Here is a 23,750-nt window from a genome sequence, read left to right on the forward strand (position 1 = left end):
GCCCCCTGCGGCAAGTCGCAAACATGCCACGCTCACGCAGTGGTAACAGTTTGTTTTCATAACCTTCTGGGTTTGTTAACCATTTTGCGGGTAGACTGGCCCAATGGCACATCTCAGGTCCAATCGAGCCTACAGCCAGGCCGAGTTTTTCTCGGACGCTGTGGTGCACGGCTTGGGCATAGTCGGCGCGCTGATCGCCGGACCTGTCCTGATCACACTCGCTGCGGTCTGGATCGGGGACCCGACATTGACGGGCGCGCTGACGATTTACACCGTCACACTGCTGGCAATGTGGGTCTGCTCGGCGCTTTACAACCTTGTGCAAAGCGAGCATCTGACGCCGCGTTTCCGGCGCTTTGATCAATCGGCGATCTACTTCAAGATCGCAGGCACCTACACGCCGTTCATCGCCTTGGCCTCAGGCTCTGCCGGGTTTTTCGCGGGGATCTGGACGGTGGCCCTGGCCGGAGCCTCAATGATCCTATTCTCCAAACGCCGCTACATCTGGCTGGCCATCGCGCTCTACCTCAGCCTCGGGTGGGCGGGCGCCGTTGCCGGGGGGCCGCTTCTGTCGGGCATCACGCCCTTGGCGATGTCGCTCCTGATCGCAGGCGGGCTTTTCTATTCGTTCGGGATCATCTTCCTGATGTGGCACAGGCTGCCGTTTCACAACACGATCTGGCACATCTTCGTGCTCGTCGGCACCTCGATCTGCTACGCCGCCATCGTTGCAGAAATCCTCCACACCTCTCATATCGCGTAACGCGGCGTCGCTGACGTCCCCCGCGTCGATTTTGGCCTATTTTCCGATCCCAGTTGGGGCTATCTGTTCACGCAATTATGTTGCTTGGGTGCCGGTTGAATTCGGAATGCCCAACGAGGCTTAGGAGAACGCCATGAAGGTCTTAGTGCCCGTTAAGCGCGTGATCGACTACAACGTGAAGGTTCGCGTGAAAGCGGACGGATCCGGGGTCGATCTTGCCAACGTCAAAATGTCGATGAACCCGTTCGACGAGATTGCCGTCGAAGAGGCGATCCGCCTGAAAGAAGCGGGCAAGGCCGAAGAGGTCATCGCCGTTTCCATCGGTGTGAAGCAGTCGCAGGAAACCCTGCGGACGGCGCTGGCGATGGGCGCGGACCGCGCGATCCTTGTCGTCGCTGCCGATGATGTTCACCAGGATATCGAGCCGCTAGCCGTCGCCAAGATCCTCAAGGCGATCATCGATGAAGAGCAGCCGGGCCTCGTGCTGGCAGGCAAGCAGGCCATCGACAACGACATGAACGCGACGGGCCAGATGCTGTCGGCGCTTCTGGGCTGGTCGCAAGGCACTTTCGCCTCGGACCTCCAGATCGAAGGCGATCTCGCCCAGGTGACGCGCGAAGTGGACGGCGGTCTGCAGACCATCGAGGTGCGGATGCCTGCCATCGTCACCGTTGATCTGCGCATGAACGAGCCGCGCTATGCCTCGCTTCCCAACATCATGAAGGCGAAGAAGAAGCCTTTGGATGAGAAAACCGCCGCCGATTACGGCGTCGACGTCACGCCGCGCCTCGCCGTTGTGACCACGACCGAGCCCGAAGCCCGCGCCGCTGGCGTCAAGGTCGCCTCGGTGGATGAGCTGCTGACGAAACTCAAAGATGAAGCGGGGGTCCTGTAAATGGCTGTTCTTCTCCTTGCCGAAGTAACCGACGGCGCGCTGGCAATGGACGCCACGGCCAAGGCCGTGACCGCTGCCGCGATGTTGGGCGATGTGACCGTGCTGTGCTGCGGCGCCTCGGCCAAAGCTGCCGCCGATGAGGCCGCAACGATCGCGGGCGTGTCCAAGGTGCTCTGCGCCGAGGATGCTACCCTGGGCCACCGTCTGGCGGAACCCACGGCGGCGCTGATCGTATCGCTGGCGGGCGACTATTCGCACATCGTGGCGCCCGCCACGACCGACGCGAAAAACGTCATGCCCCGCGTCGCGGCTCTGCTGGATGTGATGGTGATTTCCGACGCCTCCGCCGTCGTCGATGCCGACACGTTCGAGCGTCCGATCTACGCGGGCAACGCGATCCAGACGGTGAAATCGGCGGATGACGTGAAGGTCGTGACCTTCCGGACCTCCACCTTTGACGCCGCCGCAACCGGGGGATCCGCCCCCGTCGAGATGATCGACGCCGCGGGCAACCCGGACCTGTCGTCCTGGGTGGAAGACAAGGTCGCCGCCTCTGACCGGCCCGAGCTGACGTCCGCCGGGATCGTCGTATCCGGGGGCCGTGGTGTGGGCTCGGAAGAGCAGTTCGCGTTGATCGAAGGCCTTGCCGACAAGCTCGGCGCCGCTGTCGGGGCCTCCCGCGCGGCGGTCGATTCGGGCTATGCGCCGAACGATTGGCAGGTGGGCCAGACCGGTAAGGTCGTGGCGCCGGATCTCTACGTTGCCGTTGGCATCTCGGGCGCGATCCAGCACCTGGCCGGCATGAAGGACTCCAAAGTCATCGTGGCGATCAACAAGGACGAAGAAGCGCCGATCTTCCAGGTGGCTGACTACGGCCTTGTCGCCGACCTGTTCGACGCGGTGCCGGAGCTGACTGGAAAGCTCTGATCCCGTCCCACAGCTAACACCGAGAGCCCCGCCGGATCTTTCCGCTGCGGGGCTTTTTCATCCTGTCCTACACGTCCAGATGCATGAGCAGGCTTTTCACCGCCATCGCGTGAAGCTCGGGCCCCGGCAGCAGACGCGCGGCGGCCTCTTCCCTGGGTCCATACGTCTTGCCTTCAACGGCCTCCGCCCCCTCGGTCGCCCCGGGGGCGGCAATCGTCAGTGAGGCCGCATCGGGGCGGACTTCGTCCAGCATCTTGGACGTCACGAACAAGGGATATTGCGCCAGATCCGCGTCTTCCGGCGCGTCGGGTTTGTGGTTCGACAGCCACAACAAGTGCACCGGCACCGCCAGGCTTTTGAGGTAGCGCCGCATGCGCGCCACCCAGGCCTGCTCCAACTCGGCACGGACAATCTCAAACCGATCTGCCGAGGCCTCGCGTAAATGGCTAAGCAGATGCCGCGTGAAATGGAACTCGGTGAAATCGACCTGGGGGTAGATCGTGCGTAGCATCGCGCTGGCCGAGACGAACCGATCATTGCGTCGGGGGTGCACCGAATAGAACCGGTTCGTCATGTTGTGCGCGCTGGTGATCTGCATCACCACGGCTTCCGCTTCGGCCACGGCAGCGGCAATGGCCGGGTCGTTCATCATCACGTCCAGCCCCGCGTTCACCACGCCCAGGTTTAAGACCGGGATATCCAGCGCTTGGTCCAATTGCGCCGCAAAAGGCGCGTCGATGAAGCGGCCAAACGTCTCGGACGACCCGATACAGACGACCGACGGCCCGGAATCGGCGTTCAGGGGCCCGCGAAACCGCAGGGCCGATCCCGGCAGCGTCGATGGTTGATAGTCCAGGGGCATCCGCCCGCGTTGAATAAAACTCATGATCCTCGCTCCAGTTACAGAGACTCACCCGGAGCCACTGTAGGCGCCAGAAAGTTGATCAATTCCTAACCTGCTGTTTTATAACAGTTTTGCCTAAAATTCCGCGCGCCGGCATGTGGCAGTGCGCCCTGCGGCTTTGGCTTGTGCCCACCCTTCGGCCAAGCCTATTCTACCGCCAATCAACCGCGCCGGAGGGGCACCCCATGGAGATCGAAAGCATCGGAATCGTCGGCGCGGGCCAGATGGGCAATGGCATCGCCCATGTCTGCGCCCTGGCGGGCTATGACGTGATCATGTCGGATGTCAGCCAGGAAGCGCTGGACAAGGCCGTCGCGCTGATCGACCGAAATCTCGAACGTCAGGTCAGCCGCGAAAAGATCAGCCAGGCCGACAAAGATACCGCCATGGGGCGGATCGGCACCACTTTGACCCTCTCGGATATCGGCCCCACCGACCTGATCATCGAAGCCGCAACCGAGCGGGAGACGGTCAAGCAGGCGATCTTCGAAGACCTGCTGCCGCACATCAAACCCAATACGATCCTGACATCGAACACCTCGTCGATCTCCATCACCCGCCTCGCCTCGCGCACCGACCGGCCCGAGAAGTTCATGGGCTTCCACTTCATGAACCCCGTCCCCGTCATGCAACTGGTGGAACTGATCCGCGGCATCGCCACCGATGAGCCAACGTTCAAGGCCTGCAAATCCGTCGTCGACCGCCTCGGCAAGACCGCCGCCACGGCCGAGGATTTCCCGGCCTTCATCGTCAACCGCATCCTGATGCCGATGATCAACGAGGCCGTCTATACGCTCTATGAGGGCGTCGGAAACGTCACCTCCATCGACATGGCGATGAAGCTCGGCACCAACCACCCGATGGGTCCGCTGGAGCTGGCCGATTTCATCGGCCTCGACACTTGCCTGGCAATCATGAACGTGTTGCACGACGGCTTGGCCGACACCAAGTACCGGCCCTGCCCTCTGCTCACCAAATACGTCGAAGCCGGCTGGCTCGGCCGAAAATCCCAACGCGGCTTCTACGATTACCGGGGCGAGGGCGATCCGATCCCAACGCGCTGACGCACCGGGCTTGTTTCGGGCTTCATCTTGCCAAATACTACTCAAACCCACAGCAAGCCACGGGCACCAAGCCGTTGTTATTGGTCGGGATTGTCGCCCAAAGACAGCGTCCGTTCGCGCAACCACGCCATGAACTCGCGCGGCTTGCCGATGCGGTCGGCCCATTCGTCGGGCGTGATCGGGTTTCCGATCACCGGGGCTTGGGGCTTGTCGAAGCTCTTTACCACCTCGTGGATCAGCAGCCCCTGACGGATCACCGGGCTGATGCGGTTGGCGATCTGATAAGCGCGGCTGTTCTGCCCGGTGAAAAAGCACGGCACGATGGTCGCACCGGAATTGCGGATCATCTTAGCGGTGAACACATTCCACTCGCCCTCAATCGGCTGGCCCATCATGCGGTCCGCCACAGCGACGGCCCCGGACGGGAACAGAGAAATCAAGCCACCGGCCTTCAGATGTTCCATCGCAGCGGCGCGCATATCCAGCATCTTCTGCTGCGCGTCCGCCTCATGCGGGAACGGAACCGAGATCATGTAGCCCGACGCCGCCTCATCTATCCCCGTCAGCAAAGCCCGCGTCAGGATGCGGTAGTCATCGCGGCGGCGGCCGATCAGATCCGCAAGGATCATGCCATCGACCAACCCATGCGGATGGTTGGCCACGAAAACCACCGGTCCCTCTTTCGGGATTCGGTCGAGCTGGCTATCGGGCGTCTGCAGGTCGATGCCCATCACCCGCATCGTCGCGGGCCAGAAGGCCTGGCCCTTGAACTCACCCAGGCTCTCGAACTGGCGGATGCGGCGGATCACGGTGATCTTGCCGGTCATCCACTCGATGGATTTGATCGTGAAACGCACGAAGGGGCTGGGGAACGAGTTGGCGTAGGTCAGCGACCGACGATCATAGGTGCCGTCAGGGCCTGTCCCGCGTGTCGGCGCGGGGGCCGATACATTTCGTGTCGTCAAATCCGTCACGTGCCCTCGTCTTCCGCCATCCATCAAAGCCATTGTCCTGACCCCTCAGGTATCCTCGCCAAACCGGTCGGCGACCAGAGCGTCCAGCGCGTCTGCTAGGGCGTCGGCCTCGGCTCCACTGGTTTCGACCTCAATAGAGGTTCCCATGGAAGCTGCCAACATTAAAAGGCCCATGATGCTGTCACCGGCAGCACTCAGCCCATCGCGCCGGACCGTGGCCTCGGCGTCAAACTGCTCCACAACCTCAACAAATCGGGCCGAGGCGCGGGCGTGCAGGCCTTTGACATTCACGATCTTCAAATGCCGCGTGATGCTTGTATCGCTCATCTCGGGCCTCCCCCCTGCTATTCCGGCGCCCCGTCGAAGCTGTTGATGTAGCGCCGGCCCGCCTCGGCGGCGCGCGACACGGCCTCTTCCACCCCCAACTGGCGCGACTTCGCCAGCTTTACCAGCATCGGCAAATTCACCCCGGTCAGGATCTTGCGGTTGGCCGGGCGGCACGCGCGCAACGACAGGTTCGAGGGAGAGCCGCCGTACATATCCGTCACAACCACCACACCGTCGCCGCTGTCCACCGCATCGGCGGCATCGCAGATCTCTCGCGTGCGGGTGGAACGGTCATCCTCGGGTCCGATGGAAATCGCCACCATCGACGGCTGCGCACCCACGACATGTTCTGTCGCGCGCTTCATCTCACCCGCCAGGCCGCCATGGGCGACGATCACGATGCCGATCACGGTTGTTGCGCCTCTCCATCCCCATGCGAGGCAGGCACCCAGGTAATCGGGCCCCGCTCTCGGTCACTGTCTTTGGTCGCGTCCTTGTCCACGTCCCGGTGCCTTTTAGACACTTGCCAGCCCTCTTCTGCAAGGCGACGCGCGGTGATCTCGGCCAGCGTGACCGAGCGGTGCCGCCCGCCAGTGCAACCGAATGCAACGGTCAGGTGGCTTTTGCCCTCTTCCTTGAAGGCCGGGATCAGCAGGGCGAGCATATCGTTGATCTGGGCACGGAACGTCTCAAACCGCGCGTCGGCGGTGACATAATCCTGCACCTCTGCGCTGCGGCCATCCTTGCCGCGCAGGTCCGGGTCCCAATGGGGGTTGCGCAGGAAACGGCAGTCAAACACCAGATCCGCGCCGATGGGCAGTGCGCGCCGATACGAGAAGGACATGATCTGGATCGCCATGCCCGGCGCACGGTCATTTGCGAAGAACCGCACGACCTCGTCCCGCGTGCGGTGCACCGTCAGGTTCGTGGTGTCGATCAACACATCTGCGTGGCCGCGCAGCGGCGCCAGCATCTCGCGCTCCATCGCGATGCCATCGGCAGGGTCGGCATCGGGGGCAAGGGGGTGACGGCGCCGGGTTTCAGAATAGCGCCGCTGCAACGTGGCAGGCTCGCAATCGATATAGAGAAGATCGGCAGTGTAGGCCGGATCCTGCCCCAGCTTTTCATGGGCGCGGATCAGGTCCCGCGCGTCGAAATCGCGGGTACGCGGGTCAATCCCAAGGGCCAGCGGACGGTCGGGCGGCGCGCCTTCCAGAAGGCGGGGCAACAGGCTGAGGGGCAGGTTATCAATCGCCTCGAACCCCAGGTCCTCCAGCGCGTTGATCACCGTGCTGCGCCCCGCGCCGGAGGGACCGGTGACGAAGACCACATGGGCAAGGGGCGGGGTCGGTGGCATCGCGAGGGGGATCCGGTCAGTTGATGTCGGGGTCGGCCCTGCCATGGCGCAGCAGGTGAATAAGGCTTGCTGCCAACGTCGTCTGTCCTGCGGCCAGGATCAACTCAACTCTTTGGTCCTGGACAGAGACCATGCGTCGCGGCGGAAGACGCTTGGGTTCAGCGCGCGAGAGGTCGACGACCAGTGACAGAGGGGCTTGCGGGCGGATCGGCCCGGCAAAAAGCAACCCCACGCCGCGCGCTTCGATCAGGTCCGGGGCCTTGTCGGGGCGGTGCAATTGGCCGTCCTTCAGCCAGACGCCGTCATCACAAATCAGCTTGGTCCCCTGCGCCAGAAGCGCTAGCGCGAGGGTTGATTTGCCGCTACCCGAGGGGCCGAGGATCAGCACGCCCTTGTCCTCCAGCGCGACGGCGCTGGCGTGAAAGAACAACCTATCGCCGTCGCGGGAGCTGGCCCGGTCGGCCAGGGCCTCGGGCGGGGCCTCGGGCGGCGGCGTCATGGCTCAGATCGGCAGGCCGACGACGAAACGCGCGCCCAGGGGTTCCGAGGTCACATCGGCCTCCGTCGGGCGAATGTTCTCGGCCCAGATGACGCCGCCATGGGCCTCTACGATCTGTTTGGAGATCGCCAGTCCAAGGCCCGAATTGTTGCCAAACTGATTTGCCGGACGCTCGCTATAGAAGCGGTTGAACACTTTGGTCAGCGCCTCCTCCGGAATACCCGGTCCAGTATCTTCGACCACGATCAACACGCGGTTCTCCCGCCGGCGGGTCCAGAGCCGCACCGCGTCCCCTTCTTCACAGAACGAGATCGCGTTGCTCAGCAGGTTCACGAAGACCTGCGCCAAGCGTCCTTCAAGACCGGCGATATCGATCCGCTCGGTGGGCAGATCGGTAATGAACTCAACCCCTTGCTTGCTCGCTTCTTCCGCGTGGAACTGCGAGATGTTCTCCAGGGTGTGGACCAGGTCGAACTCTTCCTCTTCCTCTTTCACCAGCTCACTGTCGAGCCGCGAGGCGTTGGAAATGTCGCTGACCAGCCGGTCCAGGCGGTGCACATCATGCTCGATCACGTCGATCAGCCGCTTGCGCTGCTCATCGGTCTTGGCGAACTCCAGCGTGCCAACGGCAGAGCGCAGGGAGGCAAGGGGGTTCTTGATCTCGTGACTGACATCTGCCGCAAATTGCTCGTTGCTGTCGATGCGATCATAGAGTGCGGCGACCATGCCCCTGAGCGCGCCGGACAATCGCCCGATCTCATCGGGACGGCCCGTCAGATCCGGGATCCGCACGCGGGTGGGGGACATCTTGCGGGCGTTCTTGTCGCGGCCAAGTTCGGCCGCGGCCGACAGATCTGCAAGCGGGTTGGCAATGGTCGAGGCCAGCACCAGCGACAAAACGATGGACACCAGCAGCGCCACCACGAACATCTGCAGCAGCTGTTCCTGCTCCACGCGGACCAGCTGATCAATCTCTCCCGCGGCGGTGGTCACCACAAGGACACCGATGATCCCGCCCGCGCCTTCAATCGGCGAGGCGGCGGCGTAGATGGTTCCCGACGCATTCGAGCCGCTTTGTAGGATGGTCGCGCCACCCAGGGCGGCGGTCACAAGATCGGCATGGGCCTCCGGCCCCGTCTCGACCGGCGCGGGTGCCGCCCCGTCGCCCAGAACACCCGATAGCCCCTCGTAGATGGAGACAAGGAAATCCGTGATCAGCAACGTCTCGCGCGGCTGACCCTGCAGCCCTTGGACCGGGCGCACGCCCGAGCGTGCGATATCGCGAGTGGAAATCACCGGCACACCGTCGGCGGCGAAAAGGAAAACCTCCATCCCGTCGGGCACACCGATGCGCGACAGAACACCCTCAGGATCAATGCCATCACCGGTCACCAGGTTGGCGGGGGCAGACGCGGGCAGATTGGCCTCGAAGATATCGGACATCAGCTGCGCTTCGGTCGCAAGCGCCCGTTCACGCTGCACCACAAGACTGTCATGTACCGGGTTCAACCACAGGAACACCACGCCCAGAACCATGATGGCGATCAAGTTGAACAGGATGATCTTGCGCGCAAGCGGCGAGGAGTTCAGCGAAATCAGGGATCGCCGCGACCTTGCGGCGCGCAGCTCGGATTCCACACCGGATTGGGGACGGTCCCAATCCTCCCCCAACACGATATCAGCCCGCTCCGCGGCGTGGCGGTTGGTCATCGAGACGTCAGCTGGCACGATCCGCCCCTATTCTTCGTTGTAGCGGTAACCAATGCCGTAAAGCGTCTCGATCGCCGAGAAGTCGTTATCGACCGAGCGCATCTTCTTGCGCAGACGCTTGATGTGGCTGTCGATGGTGCGGTCGTCGACGTAGACCTGCTCATCATAGGCGACATCCATCAGCTGATCGCGGGACTTCACAAAGCCCGGGCGCTGTGCCAGCGCCTGCAACAGCAGAAATTCGGTGACCGTCAGGGTCACATCGCGGCCCTTCCAAGTCACCGCGTGACGCAGCGGATCCATCTGCAGATCGCCCCGGTCCAGCACCGTGCTTTCCTCGGGCGCGCCGGCGGCATCAGACGCAATCGCGTCCTGGCGGCGCAGGATGGAGCGGATGCGTTCGACCAGAAGGCGCTGCGAGAACGGCTTGCGCACGTAGTCGTCCGCGCCCATGCGCAGGCCCATCAGCTCGTCAATCTCATCATCCTTGGAGGTCAGGAAGATCACCGGCATCTGCGACTTGGTTCGCAGGCGTTGCAGCAGATCCATCCCGTCCATGCGCGGCATCTTGATGTCGAAGACACCCAGATCCGGCAATTTGCGGTTGAAGGCGTCCAATGCGGACTGCCCATCATTGTATGTTTCAACGTCAAAACCCTCTGCCTCAAGGGTCATGGATACAGACGTCAGGATATTCCTGTCGTCATCGACAAGTGCGATACGCGCCATCGGCTATGTCCTCAGATTACTGCTCGGTGCTTTTATATTTTCGGGCAGTGTCCAGTTTTCACACCAGAGAATCAATGAAAATCACGCCATTGGCCTCTGGGCTCCAGAAGACTGTGGCCAAATTGCGTTAATGTCCGGTGAAGGAATATGGCAGGAATGCGGCAAACTTGCCTTATTTCCCGCAGGAAGGCGGAATCCAGCCGCGCGCAAGAAAATTTCACTGTGGTTGCGCTAACTGTGCCCCCACGTCCTGTTCAGTCTCAAAAACGTCATGTTATAGCGGGGCCACGACGTGGCACTTAGGCGGCGTCGTCACACCAAAATAGGGCCCAAGACCGCCCGACAGGAGCCTGACGCCATGACCCATGGACGCGTGAACCCCGCACATACGCTTGATCAACAAGGTATCACGGGGCTCGGCTCGGTCTATTATAACATGCTGGAACCCGCCCTGATGCAGGCCGCCGTGGAACGCGGCGAGGGTCGCATTGGCAAGGGCGGCACGTTCCTGGTTTCCACCGGCAAGTTCACCGGACGCTCGCCCAACGACAAATTCGTCGTTCGCACGCCCGAGGTTGAAGACACCATCTGGTGGGACAACAACGCGCCCATGGCGCCCGAGGCTTTCGATATCCTCTATGCCGATATGCTGGCCCACATGGAGGGCGGCGATTACTTCGTGCAGGACCTCTATGGCGGCGCCGACCCCGAACATCGCCTCGACGTCCGCGTCGTCAGCGAATTGGCCTGGCATAACCTCTTTATCCGCCACCTCCTGCGCCGTCCCGGCGCGGACGAACTGGCGACCTTCGTGCCTGAGTTCACGATCATCAACTGCCCGACCTTCAAGGCCGACCCCGCCCGCCACGGCTGCCGCACCGACACCGTGATCGCGTTGAATTTCGAGAAGAAGATCATCCTGATCGGTGGCACGGAATATGCCGGCGAGAACAAGAAGTCGGTCTTCACTTTGCTCAACTACATCCTGCCCGGCAAAGGTGTGATGGCGATGCATTGCTCGGCCAACCACGCCATCGGCAACCCCGACGATAGCGCCGTCTTCTTCGGGCTTTCCGGCACCGGCAAGACGACCCTTTCCGCAGACCCCGGTCGCACGCTGATCGGCGATGATGAGCATGGCTGGTCCGACAACGGCATCTTCAATTTCGAGGGTGGCTGCTACGCCAAGACGATCAACCTGCGCCAGGAGGCAGAGCCCGAGATTTACGCCACGACCTCCAAATTCTCGACCGTCATTGAGAACATGGTCTACGACGAGGACACGCTGGAGCTGGACTTCGACGACGACAGCCTGACGGCCAACATGCGCTGCGCCTACCCGATCGACATGATCTCCAACGCCTCGGCCACCGGCCTGGGTGGCGCGCCCAAGAATATCGTCATGCTCACCTGCGATGCCTTTGGCGTCCTGCCCCCCATCGCGCGGCTGACGCCCGCCCAGGCGATGTATCACTTCCTCAGCGGCTTCACTGCCAAGGTCGCCGGCACCGAGCGGGGCGTGACCGAGCCCACGCCCACCTTCTCCACCTGCTTCGGCGCTCCCTTCATGCCGCGTCGCCCGGAAATCTACGGAGAGCTTTTGCGCGACAAGATCGCCCGACATGGCGCGACCTGCTGGCTGGTGAACACCGGATGGACCGGTGGGGCCTTCGGCACCGGATCGCGTATGCCGATCCGCGCAACCCGCGCCCTTCTGACAGCGGCGCTGGACGGCACGCTCAACAAAGGTGAGTTCCGCCGCGATGCCAACTTCGGCTTCGACGTCCCGCTGCATTGCGCGGGCGTTGCCGACCTGCTGCTCGACCCCCGCCGCACCTGGGACCGCCCCGACAGCTATGACCGCCAGGCCCAACGCCTGGTCGACATGTTCGCCGACAATTTCGCGCAATACGTCGATCACATCGACGAGGATGTGAAAGCAGCGGCGATCTAGGGTGGGGCGGCCCGCCGCTTTCGCGCTTCTTCTATCGGCGGGCACGGCTGCGGCGCAGTCGGGCCTGCCCGACCCACTGCTTTCGGTAGACCTGACAGAGGTCGTCACTGGCATCTACTGCGCGGACCCGGCGTCGCGACCGGCAGACCCGGACGTGACGGGCAATGAAGATACGCTGTACCTCTCGCGTACCCCCGATATCATCTCGACGGAAAGACAGGTGCCCGCGCGGGTCGGCATGGGGTTCGGGATTGTATACCGCCTTACACCCGGTGGCGTCGACGCACCCTTCGACATATCGATGACCCACCCGCCCTTGCCTGGATCTGACGGCACGGTAACCCGTTGGCAATCGGTCTATGACATCGACGGCGTCCGCACCGACGGTTGGTCGTTTGAGACCCCGGACGCCGCGCAGCCGGGCCTTTGGACGCTGCGGGGCGCGCATGAGGGGCGACAGCTCTTTGAGGTGACGTTCGAGGTTGTGCCAGCAGCCCAGCGTCCCGACCTGGCCACCGCCTGCCCCTAAGCTACCACGACCACCCCGGCCCCCTGTTGCCCAGACCCGCCGCGCGCAAAGCGCCGCACGACTCCAGGACAGGGAAACCGGAAGTAGGCAGGCTGGGTTTCGCGCGTTAACATCATGCAACGATCACCCGTCGGAGACCCCCATGCGCCTTCTTCCCTTCGCCCTTCTCGCCCTCGCCACACCGCTCCACGCCCAAAGCGCCGCGATCTATGCCTCGCCCGAGCTGGAAAGCTTCCACTACGGCATCATGTGCTATTACGACAACGACAACCCGAACGTGCCCCTGACCCGGGCCCAGATCGATGAGATCAATGCCACAACGGCGTTCTTTGACGATGTACGCACCGACGGCTCCACCAAGATCCCTGTCGGCGCAGGCGTTACCTTTGGCGTTCTGTCGAACTATCCGGCCGGCGTGTCCCACAACGTGACCTCCACCATCACACATATCGCCCGCGACGGCACCGTGACCGAGGATACGGTGTCGCTGATCTTCGACGAAGTGCTGGAGATTGACGGTTGGACCTTCGATTCCCCGACCCCCGGCAACCTCGGCATTTACCGGTTCCAGACCTTCCGCGATGGCCAGGTCATCTATGACCTGTCTTTTGACGTCGTCTCTGCCGAAGAATTCGCAGGCACGCTGCCGCCCTGCGTGACCCTGCCGTAAGATCTGGATCCCCGAAATGCGCGCTGCGATCTCGCTTCTTTGCACGGCCTTCCTCTGCGCGCTGTTGCTCGCCGTGCCCGCCACGGCGCAGCAGACCAACCCCCGCGTCAGCCCCCTGCTGGCAGATCTGATCTACGGCCTTTACTGCGCGCAAGAGCCCGACCGCCGCGATCCGGCGCCGGGCACGGCCTCGGGCGTGATCAACCTGGTGCCCCTGATCCCCGATTTTCAGTTCCGCCAGAAGCTTGTCCCCGCCGAAATCGGGATCGGCTTCGGCGTCCTGGCCACCGCGCCCCCGGGCGTGCTGCATGATCCCGTCACCGTGACCGTCACCCACCCGCCCTATCCCGACAGCGGCATCGAGGTAGAGACCTGGGTGACCGACATCGACGATGGCCTGAACCTGATCGGCTTCAGCTTCGATCACGCGCACGAGTTGGTGTTGGGCGAATGGACCTTCTCGGCCCAAACCCTGGACGGCGAGGAGCTGTTCCACATCGCCTTCGAGGTCATCGCGCCCGAGTTGATGCCGCAGGTCATCAGCGCCTGTTTCGGGTCATTCATGTCGTAGGCGCGGCGGTCTTGCGAACTATTTCGTAACCTTCTTTGCCCATGCTCACCCCTGTTCAGAATGTACAAACAGGTGAGTCTCGACATGGTGAAACGGGTGATTATGCATGTGGGCCTTGGCCAGACAGGAACCCGCACGATCCAGACCACCCTCGCCTCGAACCGCCGCACGCTGGCCGGGTTGGGCGCCGTCTATCCCGGGGACGCCGACGCGCACCACGACCTTCTGGCGCTGATCCACCCCAAGGGCACCCGGCACGCCTGGTACAAACGGCAAAGCATCTCGCCCGAGGCCGCGCAATGCCTGGCGGATCGGCAGATGTCTGCGATCCGGGCGGCGGCAGCCACCGATGCCTCGGTCATTCTTTTGTCGAGCGAGTTTTTCCAATCCCTCCGCGCGCCGCAATTCACCCGCCTCGATCACCAGATCGCGGCCCTTGGCTATCAGCTGGAAACGCTCTGCTATATCCGCGAGCCGCTGGCCCACACCGCCTGCCGCATCGAACAGGGCGTACGCCAGGGATCAGCGCGGATCGCCCAGATGATGGACCGCCCCTATCCGCCGCTGGCCCGCGACCACTGCGAAGCCGCGCTGACGGCCCTTGGCCGCGACCGGGTCCACCTGCGCCGGATGGAGGACGCGGCAGAACATGGGCTGACCATCGACATGCTGTCGGTGGCCGGGCTGCACCCTGCGCCATTCACCATGCTCGATATCCCGGATGACGCGCGCCTCTGCCACGACGCCGTCTATCTGCTGGATGCGATTAACGGCGACGATGCGGCCTTCAGCGGTCGCAGGGAGCTGTTTCACCACCACGCGGACGAGCTATTCGCCATGCAAGGTCAGCCCTTCACCCTGCCCCACGACGTGGCGCGCCGCGTACAGACCCAGTCTCGGCCGGAACAGGACTGGCTGTTTCGCCACTTCCACGTCCGCTACCCCCTGCAGGTCCTGGCCGATGTCCCCTCCCATTGGCAGGAAATCGAATGGGCCGCAGACGCGCTTTTCGCGGTCAGCCAAGCAGACCCCGCCGCACAAGATTGGCACCTGCCACAACAAGCAGCAACAGCGTAAGCCTGCGGAACAATTCCGCATCCAGCCTGTCTCCGACCCAGAACCCGATTTTCATCCCGATGAAAATGGGGATCAGCAACAGCGCCGAAAACGGGATCGTCGCGGCGTTCATCACCCCCGATTGCAGGTGCCCCACCAGCAGCGCCACGGCCCCCAGGCTGTAGACAACGCCCTGCACCAACAGCTGCCGCATCTTCGGCGTGTCCAGCGCGATCAGGTACAGCACCGTCAGCGGCCCCCAGGACCCGGTGAAGCCGCCCAATACCCCCGTCATCGCTCCAATCCCCCATTCGGCGGCGCGACGCCGGGCCTCAGGGATGCGCATCCGCACGCCCGCCAGTTGCACCACCGACAGGACGATCACCGGCACACCCAGGATCAGGAAGAACACCCGCTCAGGCACGAAGACGACAAATTGCGTCACCACCAGAATCAGCGCGCAGACCACAGCGATGTAGCGCCAATGCTCCTGCACCGCGTCGATGATTTCCGCCTTCGGATGGCGGATCACCTGGACGACGTTCGAGATTACGGCGGGCAAAACCAGCCCCGCCACGGCCAGCAACGGGTCCAGAAACATTGCAAGGCCCGACAGGATGATCAGCGGCACGCCAAACCCAATCGCGCCCTTCACGATGCCCGCAAATAGCGTCACGCCGAAGGCAGCCGCGAAGGCCCAAAGGGGCATTAATTCCAGCAGGTCCTGAATCATAGCGCCGTTCTATGCCGCATTTCCGCTGCCCGCACTCGCAATCAGTCGCGACATTTTTGTGCGTTTTTTGACGCGGTGCAGCATTTTTGTTGCGCTGCACCTGCAAACGCCCTACCTCTCCCCCGAGTTTAGAAGAGCGACCCGAGTTCAGGAGAATGATACCATGCCCCGCGACGCCCATTTGCAAAACGAGACATCCGTGATTCTCTCTGATCTTCTTGCCCTCACCGCCGCCGCCGTTCCGCCTGCCGAGGCGCTTTTGAACACGGCCAAGGCCCACCTGCGCGCGGAATTGTCCGAGGATGGCCGGATCTCTGCCACCCTGATCGAGCAGAACCAGACCGCCGCCCACGGCCTCGCCTGGCTTGCAACTTACGTCGAATCCCTGCGCCAGATGCAGGGATGGGCCGAGCGTCTGGACGCCGAGGGCAAGCTTGGTGAGATCGAGCAGCTGATCCTGCAGATCACCTTCGGCGAATACCTCTGGCAGCTTTACGGCGGCATCCCGATGAGCCAGGGCGAAATCCTGCGCCTGCAGGACATTGGCCTGTCCCAGGACGACCAGCGCGCCTTGATGGACGACGCGGTCATGACACTGACCCAATCGGGCAACACCCAGGCCGCCCGTACCCGCCTGGTGGAGCTGATGCAGGAACGCGCCGCAGAGGCGACAGTCGGGCATTGCGGCCTCGATGAAGAGCTCGACATGATCCGCGAGCAATTCCGCCGCTACGCCGTCGACCGCGTCATCCCCGACGCCCACGAATGGCACCTCAACGACGAGCTGATCCCGATGGAGATCATCGAGGAACTGTCCGAGATGGGCGTTTTCGGCCTGACCATCCCGGAGGAACACGGCGGCCTCGGCATGTCCAAGGCGTCGATGTGCGTCGTGTCCGAAGAGCTCTCGCGCGGCTACATCGGCGTGGGCTCGCTGGCGACGCGCTCTGAGATCGCAGCCGAACTGATCCTCGCAGGCGGCACCGACGCGCAGAAGGAAAAGTGGCTGCCCGGTCTGTCGTCCGGAGAGATCTTGCCCACCGCCGTCTTCACCGAGCCCAACACCGGCTCCGACCTCGGCTCGCTGCGGACCAAGGCCACCAAGGAAGGTGAGGATTGGGTCATCAACGGCAACAAAACCTGGATCACCCACGCCGCCCGTACCCATGTCATGACCGTTCTGGCCCGCACCATCCCCGACACCGACGACTACAAGGGCCTGTCGATGTTCCTGGCCGAAAAGACCCCCGGCACCGACGAGGCGCCCTGGCAGGACGCAGGCATCTCCGGCGGTGAGATTGAGGTTCTGGGCTATCGCGGTATGAAGGAATACACCGTCAATTTCGACGACTTCAAAGTGAAGGGCGAAAACCTTTTGGGCGGGCAGGAAGGCCAGGGCTTCAAGCAGCTTATGCAAACCTTTGAGAGCGCGCGCATCCAGACCGCTGCGCGTGCCATCGGCGTGGCGCAATCCGCGCTCGACGCCGGGATGCAATACGCCCAGGATCGCAAGCAGTTCGGCAAAAGCCTGATCAACTTCCCCCGCGTCTCCGGCAAGCTGGCGATGATGGCGGTCGAGATCATGGTCGCCCGTCAGTTGACGTATTTCTCTGCCCGCGAGAAGGACAACGACCGCCGCTGTGACCTGGAGGCCGGCATGGCCAAACTCCTCGGCGCCCGCGTCGCCTGGGCCGCCGCCGACAACGCCCTGCAGATCCACGGCGGCAACGGCTTCGCCCTGGAATACGGCATCAGCCGCATCCTCTGTGATGCCCGCATCCTGAATATCTTTGAGGGCGCAGCGGAGATTCAAGCGCAGGTGATTGCACGTAGGTTGCTGGCCTAGGAATTTGCGGCGAACGTCCAGTGGACGTTCGCCATCCGCACAGCGCGCGGAAATTCAGGCACAGGTCATTGCGAGACGCCTCCTCGCCTGACAATCGACCCCAAACGCCCTACCTATGGGGAAACCAGCCACCAAAGGTTTCCCCATGCCCCACGTCTTCCTCACCGGCGTCACCGGTTTTATCGCCAAGCGCATCGCGCTGGATCTGTTGAACGCGGGGCATACCGTTACGGGCTCGCTGCGCAGCGCCACCCGCGCGGATGAGGTGCGTGAGGCTGTCCGCCCACACCTCAGCGACGCCAGCGCGCTGGAGCGGCTCACCTTCACAGAACTTGACCTCAACAAAGACGACGGCTGGACCGACGCGATGCAGGGCTGCGATGTGCTCATGCACACCGCCTCGCCGTTCCCGCTGTCTTCGCCCAAGGACGAGGCCGACGTCATCCGCCCCGCCGTGGACGGCACCCTTCGGGCGCTGAACGCGGCCCAAAATGCAGGCTTCAATCGCGTCATCCTCACCTCTTCGGTCGTGGCGATTGAGGCCAACGATCTGCCCAACCCGCAGACCCCCGCCAATTGGACCGACCTCACCCACCCCCGCGCTACGCCCTACTACAAGTCCAAGACGTTGGCCGAACAGGCCGCCTGGGACTTCGTGAAACAACACCCGGAAATGCAGCTGACCACCATCCACCCGTCCCTCGTGCTCGGCACGCCGCTCGACGCGCACTACGGCACGTCGCTGTCACTGATGGAGCGGATCATGGCCGGGAAGGACCCGCTGATGCCGCCCTTTGGCTTCGGCATCGTCGATGTGGAAGACGTCTCGGCAATGCATATCGCGGCCATGGACCGCCCGGAAAGCGCCGGGAACCGCTACATCGCCTCGGGCGGGTCGATGATGATGGCGGCGATCAGCACCCATCTGAAATCCGTTTACCCAGACCGCAAGCTCGCCACCCGCCAGGCCCCAGCCTGGCTGATGAAGGTGCTGGCGCTCTTTGATCCATCGATCCGCATGATCGTCCCGCAACTGGGCCATATGCCCGAGTTCGATACCTCGGCCAGCATCCGCGATCTCGGGATCACCTTCACCCCCGCAAAAGCGGCGCTGGAGCGGGCCGCTGCCGCCGTCGCTTAAGTTGCGCGCCTTCATTGCCCTGCCCCTGGCCGAGCCCGCCGTCGACGCCCTGGTGAGGGTGCAATCCCTGCTGCCCACCGGGCGCCCGGTGCCCGAGGATAACCTGCACCTGACCCTCGCCTATCTGGGCGACGTGCCCGCCGACGTGCTGGAGCCGCTCCATGATCTTCTGCAAGCCGCCCGCCTGCCCGCGCCACAGATCGCGTTCCAAGGCCTCGGCACCTTCGCCGAGATGGAGCAAGGCCTGACCTTCGCCGCCGTCACACCCTCGGATACCCTCTCGGCCCTGCACGCCAAGGTCGCCGTGGCCGCCCGCCAGTCGGGCGCCGATCTGCCCCGCCGACGGTTCCGCCCCCATGTCACGCTGACCCGCGCCAACCGCCAGCCCAAGGGGCCCGCGCGGGACCGCCTGGCCGAGGCGATGGGCACGCCCCTCAACATCCCCGGTTTCACGGCGCACGAGATGTGCCTCTACCAATCCCACCTGTCCGAACACGGGGCCCGGCACGAGGTGCTGGCGTCCTACCCGCTGGCTTGAGCGGCCCGCTCTAACACATCCACCAACCGCTGGCGCGCAGCAGGCAAGGGACGCGTGCCCAAGCTGGGGGCCAGATGCGTCTCCAGGAAATGGCCTGTCACCCGCAGCCCGGCGATCACGTCGTCCAACCCGGTTCCCAGCCCCTCCAGCGCCGGGGACAACGGCAATAACTTGTCCGCCCATTCCCCTGCCGCCGCCCGCGACACGGCGCGTCCGGTGCGTGGAGAGATATAGGCCAGATCCTGCGTGACCCCGCTGACCGCGCATTCGCTCAGGTCCAGGCCAAAGCCCATCTCCGTCAGCAACGCCATCTCCCAGCCCAGGTAGGCCTCCGCCCACCGCTCGGCACCCAAACCGTCCAGAACGGCGAGAGTCCGCGCATAAAGCGCGGGATACGGCGCGCGTTCGGGCAAGGTAAAAGACAATAAGGCGCAGACAGACGACAGCCCGGCCAGCGCAATGCGGTCGCCCATCGCCTCTGCCGCGCGGCCCTTGCGCACCTCAACAGTATAGGTGCCGATATGATCGGACAGCCGCGCGCGCCAGGTCGCATCCAGTTGCGCGCCCACTTGCAGGATCGGGGCCATCTTGCGCCCCGCCCCGCCGCGAATGACGCCCGCATGGCGGCCCTGCTCGGCCGTGAACAGCTCCACAATCGCCGAGGTTTCGCCGTGTCGCCGCACGTTCAAAAGAATGCCATCTGCCCGCCAGTCCATGGCAGTGACTATCGCGGCACGCATCCCACAGCGCACGGGAAAAACGCGGCCACCCGGTAGAAATGCACGCAAGCCCATGGCAATCACAACGCATGTTTCCGGCCCTGCCCTTCCATGCCCGCTTCTTCGCCGCCGTCATCGCGGTGACGGCGCTCGCGTCGGTGGTGGCCCGCTACATCTACGACCAAAGCCTGGGTGATGAGCCGCCGTTGGAGACGATCTGGTCCCTCGCCCGTTTCTTCACGCTGCTGACCAACACTCTCGTCGCCGTGACGTTTGCCTTCATCGCGTTTCGCCGCGATGGCGTCTCGCCGCCCTGGATCGCGGCGCTGACCCTGTCGATCATGCTGGTGGGCGCGGTCTATCACACGCTTCTGGCGGGCCTTGTGACCTTCACGGGCCTCGGGGTCTGGGCGGATCAGGGCCTACACACCGCCGTGCCGATTGCCTGTTTCCTGTGGTGGGTGTTCTGCGCGCCAAAACGCACCCTGCAATTCCGCGACCTGCCGATGTTCATCGTCTGGCCCTGCGTCTACGTCGCCTACGCGCTCGCGCGCGGGGCGCAGGATGGGGTCTACCCCTACCCGTTCATGAGCCTGGCGACCCGCGACGCCGCGACGGTGGCCACGAACCTCTTCGGTCTCGTCCTCGTGTTGCTGATCGGCGGGGTGATTTTCGTGCTTATCGGACGCTTCGCGGACCGTTGAGCGCCCGCCCGCTAGTCCCGGCCCGCTAGTCCAGCCCCGGTTCGTCCAGCAGATGCCGCCCGTCGCGATCCTCCACCTCGATCACCCAAAGATCTGGGTCAAAGCCCCGTTGACGCGCAATCGCGGCGTCCACATCCGCCTCGGGGCCTTCGCTCAGCACCATCCACTGACGCGCGCCGGTCATCGGATCGAACGAGCGTTGATAGAGCGTCGCGGTTCCATCCAGGGGCGACTGCTTGACCAGTACCGCCCCCGCCGTCCCGTCGCCCCGCGCGACGATGAACACCGGGATATCGGCGCCCCGCAGGCGCGCCAGGTAGGCCGCCACCCAGAAATCCGCTGTCAGGCGCGGGGTCATGCGTTCCCGTCTTTGAAGTTGAGGCCCATTTCCGAGTAACGCTCGGATTCCTCCAGCCAGCCGGGCCGGACTTTCACTTGCAGGAACAGATGTACCGGGTGGCCGACAAATTCCGCGATCTCTTCGCGCGCGGCCTTGGAGACGGATTTGATCGTCTCGCCGCCCTTGCCCAGCAGAATGCCCTTATGGCCATCGCGGGCGACATAGATGATCTGGTCGATCTTGGCGGAGCCGTCCTTGCGCGCCTCCCAGGTCTCCGTCTCGACGGTCAGCTGGTAAGGCAGCTCCTGATGCAGGCGCAGGGTCAGTTTTTCGCGGGTCATCTCCGCGGCGATCATGCGCAGGGGCAGATCGGCGATCTGGTCCTCTGGGTAAAGCCACGGCCCCTCGGGCATCTCGGCGGCGAGCCAGGCCCGCATGTGATCCACCCCGTGGCCCTTCTCGGCCGAGATCATGAAGGTCTCGTCAAATGGGTAGGCGGCGTTCAGGGTTTCGGTCAATTTCAGCAGCACCGGCGGGTCCACTCGGTCGATCTTGTTGATCGCCAGCGCCACCTTCCGCTCTCCGGTGCGCTCCTTCAGGCCATCGAGGATGGCCTGCACCCCTTCGGTCAGGCCCCGCGTCGCCTCCACCAGCAGGACCACGACATCGGCGTCCGCCGCTCCGGTCCAGGCGGCGGCGACCATGGCGCGATCCAGGCGCCGTTTGGGCCGGAAAAGGCCCGGCGTATCGACAAAAACCAGCTGGCTCTCGCCCTCCATCGCCACCCCCCGCAGCCGCGCGCGCGTGGTCTGCACCTTATGGGTCACGATCGAGACCTTTGCCCCCACCATCCGGTTGAGGAGCGTAGATTTTCCGGCGTTGGGCTCTCCGATCAGGGCAATAAAACCGGCGCGTGTGGGCATGGGGCGATCCTTTGGGTGCGATGGAGGGGCCATAGCGGGAATTTTGGCGCAACGCAAAGGGGCCGCCGCCTCGGACGACGCCTGCGGCGTCTCTGCCTCGCCGGTCATGGCACCCGTGCGCCCCTCCGGGGCGCGTGGGTGCGGGTGCTTTACGGGCGGCGTTGGTGAGGGAGGCAGGGGGCCGGAGCCTCCGGCGGGAGTTGTATCTGGCAAGATGAAGCAGGAGCGCGGTGTGTTATGGCGCGCCTTGCACCTGGTCCAGAAGGGTCTTGGCGGCTTGCTGTTCGGCCTGGCGTTTGGCCTTGGCTTCGGCTTCAGCGCTTTGGCCCGAGGACAGCGTGACCCGGACGCGGAACACCGGCGCGTGGTCGGGGCCCGAACGCGCGACCTCGGTGTAGGCGGGGGGCTCCATGCGGCGGGCCTGGGCCCATTCCTGCAGCGCGGTTTTCGCATCGCGCGCGTCATCCTCGACGCTTTCGACCCTTTTGGCCCAGAGCCTGGTGATCAGATCGCGCGCGGCGCTGAACCCGCCGTCGAGGTAGACGGCGGCGATCACCGCCTCCATCGCGTCGCCCAGAAGCGCCATGCGGCGCCGACCGCCCGCGCTCATCTCGGATTTGCCCAGGCGCATCGCGGCGCCCAGGTCGATCTGGCGGGCGACGTCGGCGCAGGCCTCCTTGCGGACCAGCGCGTTGAAGCGCGGCGCCAGGGTGCCCTCAGGGGCCGTCTCATCCGCCGCGAGGACCGCCTCGGCCATCACCAGGCCCAGGACCCGGTCGCCCAGGAATTCCAGCCGCTGGTTGTCGCCGCGCGTGGGCGAGGACAGCGAGGAGTGGGTCAGCGCGCGCGCGAGCAAGGCGGGGTCGTTGAAGACGTACCCCAAACGGTCCATGAAGGCCGAAAGCTCCCGCGAGGGCTTCATCGGGCTACTCGATGGCCCGGAAGAACCGATCCGAGCGCCAGGTCCAGAAGTAGACCATTCGCTGCCCGGCGGACGAGAAGATCACCCGGTCAGCCCGGCCCAGAAGGTTCTCGGCGGGCACGAAGCCGACGCCGCCAATAGACTGCGGGAAGCGACTGTCGATGGAGTTATCGCGGTTGTCGCCCATCACGAAGAACTGCCCCTCCGGCACGACGAACTCTGGCGTGTTGTCGCCGCGCGTCCCGTCCTGGATGTTCAGGATGGAATGCGTGACACCCCCCGGCAGCTCCTCCGTCGCGCGCTCCTTGGCGCAGAGGCCGCCTGCGCCCACGGGCGCATTGGCACAGCGCGGCATGTGGCCCTGGGGCCCCTGCGCCTCGGCCACCTCTTCAAACGGCTCTTCTGGCGTCAGGCGCACCGGCTCACCGTTCAGGTGCAGCACGCCGTCAATCATCTGCACGCGGTCGCCCGGCAGGCCAATCACGCGCTTGATGAAGTCGGTGCCATTGGTCGGATGGCGGAACACTACCACATCGCCGCGCTCGGGGTCTGACCCAAAGATCCTCCCCTCGAACGGGCACATGGAGAACGGGCAGGAATGGCGCGAATAGCCGTAGGCCATCTTGTTGACGAACAGGAAATCACCAATCAGCAGCGTGTCCTTCATCGACCCCGATGGGATCCAGAACGGCTGAAAAAACAGCGTGCGGAAGACGCCCGCAATCACCAGCGCCCAGACGACGGTCTTGACCGTCTCCATGATGCCGCCCTCAGAATCTGCCATGGGGCTGCCCTTCCTTGCTATACATTATGCCTCCGGGCGTTCTTGCCCGCGTCACGCCGGACAAGTCAAGCAACCGTCCCCTGCTTCCCCGTTCTTCAAATATCCCGGGGGGTCTGGGGGGCTGGCCCCCCAGCGTGGGTCGTGGTCTGGGGGGCTGGCCCCCCAGCGTGG

At 63.9% G+C, this 23,750-nt stretch carries 27 protein-coding genes; 13 read left to right on the plus strand and 14 right to left on the minus strand.

Going from position 1 to position 23,750, the window contains the following annotated elements; genetic code table 11:
- Positions 1–103: 103 nt before the first annotated feature.
- The 3 genes from trhA (at position 104) to AC6I9R_RS21755 (ending at position 2,585) form a co-directional block, all read left to right on the plus strand.
- A complete protein-coding gene (trhA, locus tag AC6I9R_RS21745) occupies positions 104–763 on the plus strand; it encodes a PAQR family membrane homeostasis protein TrhA (RefSeq protein WP_461428579.1) in 660 nt (219 codons plus the stop codon).
- 133 nt (positions 764–896) lie between these two features.
- Complete coding sequence (locus tag AC6I9R_RS21750; protein WP_461428580.1) at positions 897–1,658, plus strand: electron transfer flavoprotein subunit beta/FixA family protein; 762 nt, start codon at positions 897–899, stop codon at positions 1,656–1,658.
- A complete protein-coding gene (locus AC6I9R_RS21755) occupies positions 1,659–2,585 on the plus strand; it encodes an electron transfer flavoprotein subunit alpha/FixB family protein (protein WP_461428581.1) in 927 nt (308 codons plus the stop codon).
- A 67-nt stretch (positions 2,586–2,652) separates the two neighbouring features.
- Here the strand turns inward: AC6I9R_RS21755 and AC6I9R_RS21760 are convergent, their stop codons facing one another.
- Complete coding sequence (locus AC6I9R_RS21760) at positions 2,653–3,471, minus strand: DUF6473 family protein (RefSeq protein ID WP_461428582.1); 819 nt, start codon at positions 3,469–3,471, stop codon at positions 2,653–2,655.
- 203 nt (positions 3,472–3,674) lie between these two features.
- Here AC6I9R_RS21760 and AC6I9R_RS21765 point away from each other — a divergent pair, with 203 nt between their 5' ends.
- Positions 3,675–4,553 (plus strand): 3-hydroxybutyryl-CoA dehydrogenase, encoded by an 879-nt coding sequence (locus AC6I9R_RS21765; RefSeq protein ID WP_461428583.1) that lies wholly within the window; start codon positions 3,675–3,677, stop codon positions 4,551–4,553.
- A gap of 77 nt (positions 4,554–4,630) precedes the next feature.
- On the opposite strand, the gene AC6I9R_RS21770 is transcribed toward AC6I9R_RS21765, so the two are convergent.
- Genes AC6I9R_RS21770 through AC6I9R_RS21800 form a run of 7 tightly spaced genes read right to left on the minus strand, consistent with a single transcriptional unit; the run spans position 4,631 to position 10,149 of the window.
- Positions 4,631–5,560, minus strand: coding sequence for a lysophospholipid acyltransferase family protein (locus AC6I9R_RS21770; protein WP_461428584.1), 930 nt, complete (start codon positions 5,558–5,560; stop codon positions 4,631–4,633).
- Between the two features lie 12 nt (positions 5,561–5,572).
- A complete protein-coding gene (locus AC6I9R_RS21775) occupies positions 5,573–5,854 on the minus strand; it encodes an HPr family phosphocarrier protein (protein WP_461428585.1) in 282 nt (93 codons plus the stop codon).
- Between the two features lie 17 nt (positions 5,855–5,871).
- Positions 5,872–6,264 carry a PTS sugar transporter subunit IIA gene (locus AC6I9R_RS21780; RefSeq protein ID WP_461428586.1) on the minus strand — a complete coding sequence of 131 codons (393 nt, stop codon included), beginning with the start codon at positions 6,262–6,264 and terminating at the stop codon, positions 5,872–5,874.
- Positions 6,261–7,211, minus strand: coding sequence for an RNase adapter RapZ (gene rapZ, locus AC6I9R_RS21785; protein WP_461428587.1), 951 nt, complete (start codon positions 7,209–7,211; stop codon positions 6,261–6,263). The genes AC6I9R_RS21780 and rapZ overlap by 4 nt, the downstream gene beginning before the upstream one ends.
- Before the next feature lie 16 nt (positions 7,212–7,227).
- On the minus strand, positions 7,228–7,710 hold the full coding sequence (locus AC6I9R_RS21790) for an HPr kinase/phosphorylase (RefSeq protein WP_461428588.1): 483 nt from the start codon (positions 7,708–7,710) through the stop codon (positions 7,228–7,230).
- A gap of 3 nt (positions 7,711–7,713) precedes the next feature.
- Positions 7,714–9,420 carry a sensor N-terminal transmembrane domain-containing protein gene (locus AC6I9R_RS21795; RefSeq protein WP_461428797.1) on the minus strand — a complete coding sequence of 569 codons (1,707 nt, stop codon included), beginning with the start codon at positions 9,418–9,420 and terminating at the stop codon, positions 7,714–7,716.
- Between the two features lie 27 nt (positions 9,421–9,447).
- Positions 9,448–10,149, minus strand: a complete 702-nt coding sequence (locus AC6I9R_RS21800) for a response regulator transcription factor (protein ID WP_011453662.1) — start codon at positions 10,147–10,149, stop codon at positions 9,448–9,450.
- Between the two features lie 358 nt (positions 10,150–10,507).
- On the opposite strand from AC6I9R_RS21800, the gene AC6I9R_RS21805 reads away from it, so the two are divergent.
- The 5 genes from AC6I9R_RS21805 to AC6I9R_RS21825 all read left to right on the plus strand — a co-directional run bounded on the left by AC6I9R_RS21805 (position 10,508) and on the right by AC6I9R_RS21825 (position 14,950).
- On the plus strand, positions 10,508–12,103 hold the full coding sequence (locus AC6I9R_RS21805) for a phosphoenolpyruvate carboxykinase (RefSeq protein WP_461428589.1): 1,596 nt from the start codon (positions 10,508–10,510) through the stop codon (positions 12,101–12,103).
- A gap of 1 nt (position 12,104) precedes the next feature.
- Positions 12,105–12,632, plus strand: a complete 528-nt coding sequence (locus AC6I9R_RS21810; protein WP_461428590.1) for a DUF3859 domain-containing protein — start codon at positions 12,105–12,107, stop codon at positions 12,630–12,632.
- 142 nt (positions 12,633–12,774) lie between these two features.
- Positions 12,775–13,302, plus strand: coding sequence for a DUF3859 domain-containing protein (locus tag AC6I9R_RS21815; protein WP_461428591.1), 528 nt, complete (start codon positions 12,775–12,777; stop codon positions 13,300–13,302).
- Between the two features lie 16 nt (positions 13,303–13,318).
- Positions 13,319–13,873, plus strand: coding sequence for a DUF3859 domain-containing protein (locus AC6I9R_RS21820; RefSeq protein WP_461428592.1), 555 nt, complete (start codon positions 13,319–13,321; stop codon positions 13,871–13,873).
- 72 nt (positions 13,874–13,945) lie between these two features.
- Positions 13,946–14,950, plus strand: a complete 1,005-nt coding sequence (locus AC6I9R_RS21825) for a hypothetical protein (RefSeq protein ID WP_461428593.1) — start codon at positions 13,946–13,948, stop codon at positions 14,948–14,950.
- Here the strand turns inward: AC6I9R_RS21825 and AC6I9R_RS21830 are convergent.
- Positions 14,889–15,662: a sulfite exporter TauE/SafE family protein gene (locus AC6I9R_RS21830; protein WP_461428594.1), complete on the minus strand. Its 774-nt coding sequence runs from the start codon at positions 15,660–15,662 to the stop codon at positions 14,889–14,891. The two genes, AC6I9R_RS21825 and AC6I9R_RS21830, sit on opposite strands and share 62 nt — an antisense overlap.
- A gap of 163 nt (positions 15,663–15,825) precedes the next feature.
- Here AC6I9R_RS21830 and AC6I9R_RS21835 point away from each other — a divergent pair, with 163 nt between their 5' ends.
- From AC6I9R_RS21835 to thpR, 3 genes are all read left to right on the plus strand, one after another.
- A complete protein-coding gene (locus AC6I9R_RS21835; RefSeq protein WP_461428595.1) occupies positions 15,826–17,508 on the plus strand; it encodes an acyl-CoA dehydrogenase family protein in 1,683 nt (560 codons plus the stop codon).
- A gap of 145 nt (positions 17,509–17,653) precedes the next feature.
- Positions 17,654–18,649, plus strand: coding sequence for an NAD-dependent epimerase/dehydratase family protein (locus AC6I9R_RS21840; protein WP_461428596.1), 996 nt, complete (start codon positions 17,654–17,656; stop codon positions 18,647–18,649).
- Position 18,650: 1 nt separating this feature from the next.
- Positions 18,651–19,187: an RNA 2',3'-cyclic phosphodiesterase gene (thpR, locus tag AC6I9R_RS21845; RefSeq protein WP_461428597.1), complete on the plus strand. Its 537-nt coding sequence runs from the start codon at positions 18,651–18,653 to the stop codon at positions 19,185–19,187.
- Here the strand turns inward: thpR and recO are convergent.
- Complete coding sequence (gene recO / locus AC6I9R_RS21850) at positions 19,172–19,903, minus strand: DNA repair protein RecO (protein ID WP_461428798.1); 732 nt, start codon at positions 19,901–19,903, stop codon at positions 19,172–19,174. The genes thpR and recO overlap by 16 nt on opposite strands.
- Positions 19,904–19,995: 92 nt before the next feature.
- On the opposite strand from recO, the gene AC6I9R_RS21855 reads away from it, so the two are divergent.
- Positions 19,996–20,610 carry a Pr6Pr family membrane protein gene (locus tag AC6I9R_RS21855; protein WP_461428598.1) on the plus strand — a complete coding sequence of 205 codons (615 nt, stop codon included), beginning with the start codon at positions 19,996–19,998 and terminating at the stop codon, positions 20,608–20,610.
- Between the two features lie 25 nt (positions 20,611–20,635).
- On the opposite strand, the gene AC6I9R_RS21860 is transcribed toward AC6I9R_RS21855, so the two are convergent.
- The 4 genes from AC6I9R_RS21860 to lepB all read right to left on the minus strand — a co-directional run bounded on the left by AC6I9R_RS21860 (position 20,636) and on the right by lepB (position 23,579).
- On the minus strand, positions 20,636–20,968 hold the full coding sequence (locus AC6I9R_RS21860; RefSeq protein ID WP_461428599.1) for a DUF1491 family protein: 333 nt from the start codon (positions 20,966–20,968) through the stop codon (positions 20,636–20,638).
- Positions 20,965–21,873 carry a GTPase Era gene (gene era / locus AC6I9R_RS21865; RefSeq protein WP_461428600.1) on the minus strand — a complete coding sequence of 303 codons (909 nt, stop codon included), beginning with the start codon at positions 21,871–21,873 and terminating at the stop codon, positions 20,965–20,967. The genes AC6I9R_RS21860 and era overlap by 4 nt, the downstream gene beginning before the upstream one ends.
- Before the next feature lie 235 nt (positions 21,874–22,108).
- Positions 22,109–22,795, minus strand: a complete 687-nt coding sequence (gene rnc / locus AC6I9R_RS21870; RefSeq protein WP_461428601.1) for a ribonuclease III — start codon at positions 22,793–22,795, stop codon at positions 22,109–22,111.
- A 4-nt stretch (positions 22,796–22,799) separates the two neighbouring features.
- Positions 22,800–23,579 (minus strand): signal peptidase I, encoded by a 780-nt coding sequence (gene lepB / locus AC6I9R_RS21875; RefSeq protein ID WP_461428602.1) that lies wholly within the window; start codon positions 23,577–23,579, stop codon positions 22,800–22,802.
- Positions 23,580–23,750: the final 171 nt, after the last annotated feature.

The organism is Gymnodinialimonas sp. (genome assembly GCF_059726805.1).

Coding starts and splice junctions, on each gene's coding strand:
- trhA (WP_461428579.1), top strand. CDS start 104: ATGGCACATCTCAGGTCCAATCGAGCCTACAGCCAGGCCGAGTTTTTC.
- AC6I9R_RS21750 (WP_461428580.1), top strand. CDS start 897: ATGAAGGTCTTAGTGCCCGTTAAGCGCGTGATCGACTACAACGTGAAG.
- AC6I9R_RS21755 (WP_461428581.1), top strand. CDS start 1,659: ATGGCTGTTCTTCTCCTTGCCGAAGTAACCGACGGCGCGCTGGCAATG.
- AC6I9R_RS21760 (WP_461428582.1), bottom strand. CDS start 3,471: ATGAGTTTTATTCAACGCGGGCGGATGCCCCTGGACTATCAACCATCG.
- AC6I9R_RS21765 (WP_461428583.1), top strand. CDS start 3,675: ATGGAGATCGAAAGCATCGGAATCGTCGGCGCGGGCCAGATGGGCAAT.
- AC6I9R_RS21770 (WP_461428584.1), bottom strand. CDS start 5,560: ATGGCTTTGATGGATGGCGGAAGACGAGGGCACGTGACGGATTTGACG.
- AC6I9R_RS21775 (WP_461428585.1), bottom strand. CDS start 5,854: ATGAGCGATACAAGCATCACGCGGCATTTGAAGATCGTGAATGTCAAA.
- rapZ (WP_461428587.1), bottom strand. CDS start 7,211: ATGCCACCGACCCCGCCCCTTGCCCATGTGGTCTTCGTCACCGGTCCC.
- AC6I9R_RS21790 (WP_461428588.1), bottom strand. CDS start 7,710: ATGACGCCGCCGCCCGAGGCCCCGCCCGAGGCCCTGGCCGACCGGGCC.
- AC6I9R_RS21795 (WP_461428797.1), bottom strand. CDS start 9,420: ATGACCAACCGCCACGCCGCGGAGCGGGCTGATATCGTGTTGGGGGAG.
- AC6I9R_RS21800 (WP_011453662.1), bottom strand. CDS start 10,149: ATGGCGCGTATCGCACTTGTCGATGACGACAGGAATATCCTGACGTCT.
- AC6I9R_RS21805 (WP_461428589.1), top strand. CDS start 10,508: ATGACCCATGGACGCGTGAACCCCGCACATACGCTTGATCAACAAGGT.
- AC6I9R_RS21815 (WP_461428591.1), top strand. CDS start 12,775: ATGCGCCTTCTTCCCTTCGCCCTTCTCGCCCTCGCCACACCGCTCCAC.
- AC6I9R_RS21820 (WP_461428592.1), top strand. CDS start 13,319: ATGCGCGCTGCGATCTCGCTTCTTTGCACGGCCTTCCTCTGCGCGCTG.
- AC6I9R_RS21830 (WP_461428594.1), bottom strand. CDS start 15,662: ATGATTCAGGACCTGCTGGAATTAATGCCCCTTTGGGCCTTCGCGGCT.
- AC6I9R_RS21835 (WP_461428595.1), top strand. CDS start 15,826: ATGCCCCGCGACGCCCATTTGCAAAACGAGACATCCGTGATTCTCTCT.
- AC6I9R_RS21840 (WP_461428596.1), top strand. CDS start 17,654: ATGCCCCACGTCTTCCTCACCGGCGTCACCGGTTTTATCGCCAAGCGC.
- recO (WP_461428798.1), bottom strand. CDS start 19,903: ATGGACTGGCGGGCAGATGGCATTCTTTTGAACGTGCGGCGACACGGC.
- AC6I9R_RS21855 (WP_461428598.1), top strand. CDS start 19,996: ATGTTTCCGGCCCTGCCCTTCCATGCCCGCTTCTTCGCCGCCGTCATC.
- AC6I9R_RS21860 (WP_461428599.1), bottom strand. CDS start 20,968: ATGACCCCGCGCCTGACAGCGGATTTCTGGGTGGCGGCCTACCTGGCG.
- era (WP_461428600.1), bottom strand. CDS start 21,873: ATGCCCACACGCGCCGGTTTTATTGCCCTGATCGGAGAGCCCAACGCC.
- rnc (WP_461428601.1), bottom strand. CDS start 22,795: ATGAAGCCCTCGCGGGAGCTTTCGGCCTTCATGGACCGTTTGGGGTAC.
- lepB (WP_461428602.1), bottom strand. CDS start 23,579: ATGGCAGATTCTGAGGGCGGCATCATGGAGACGGTCAAGACCGTCGTC.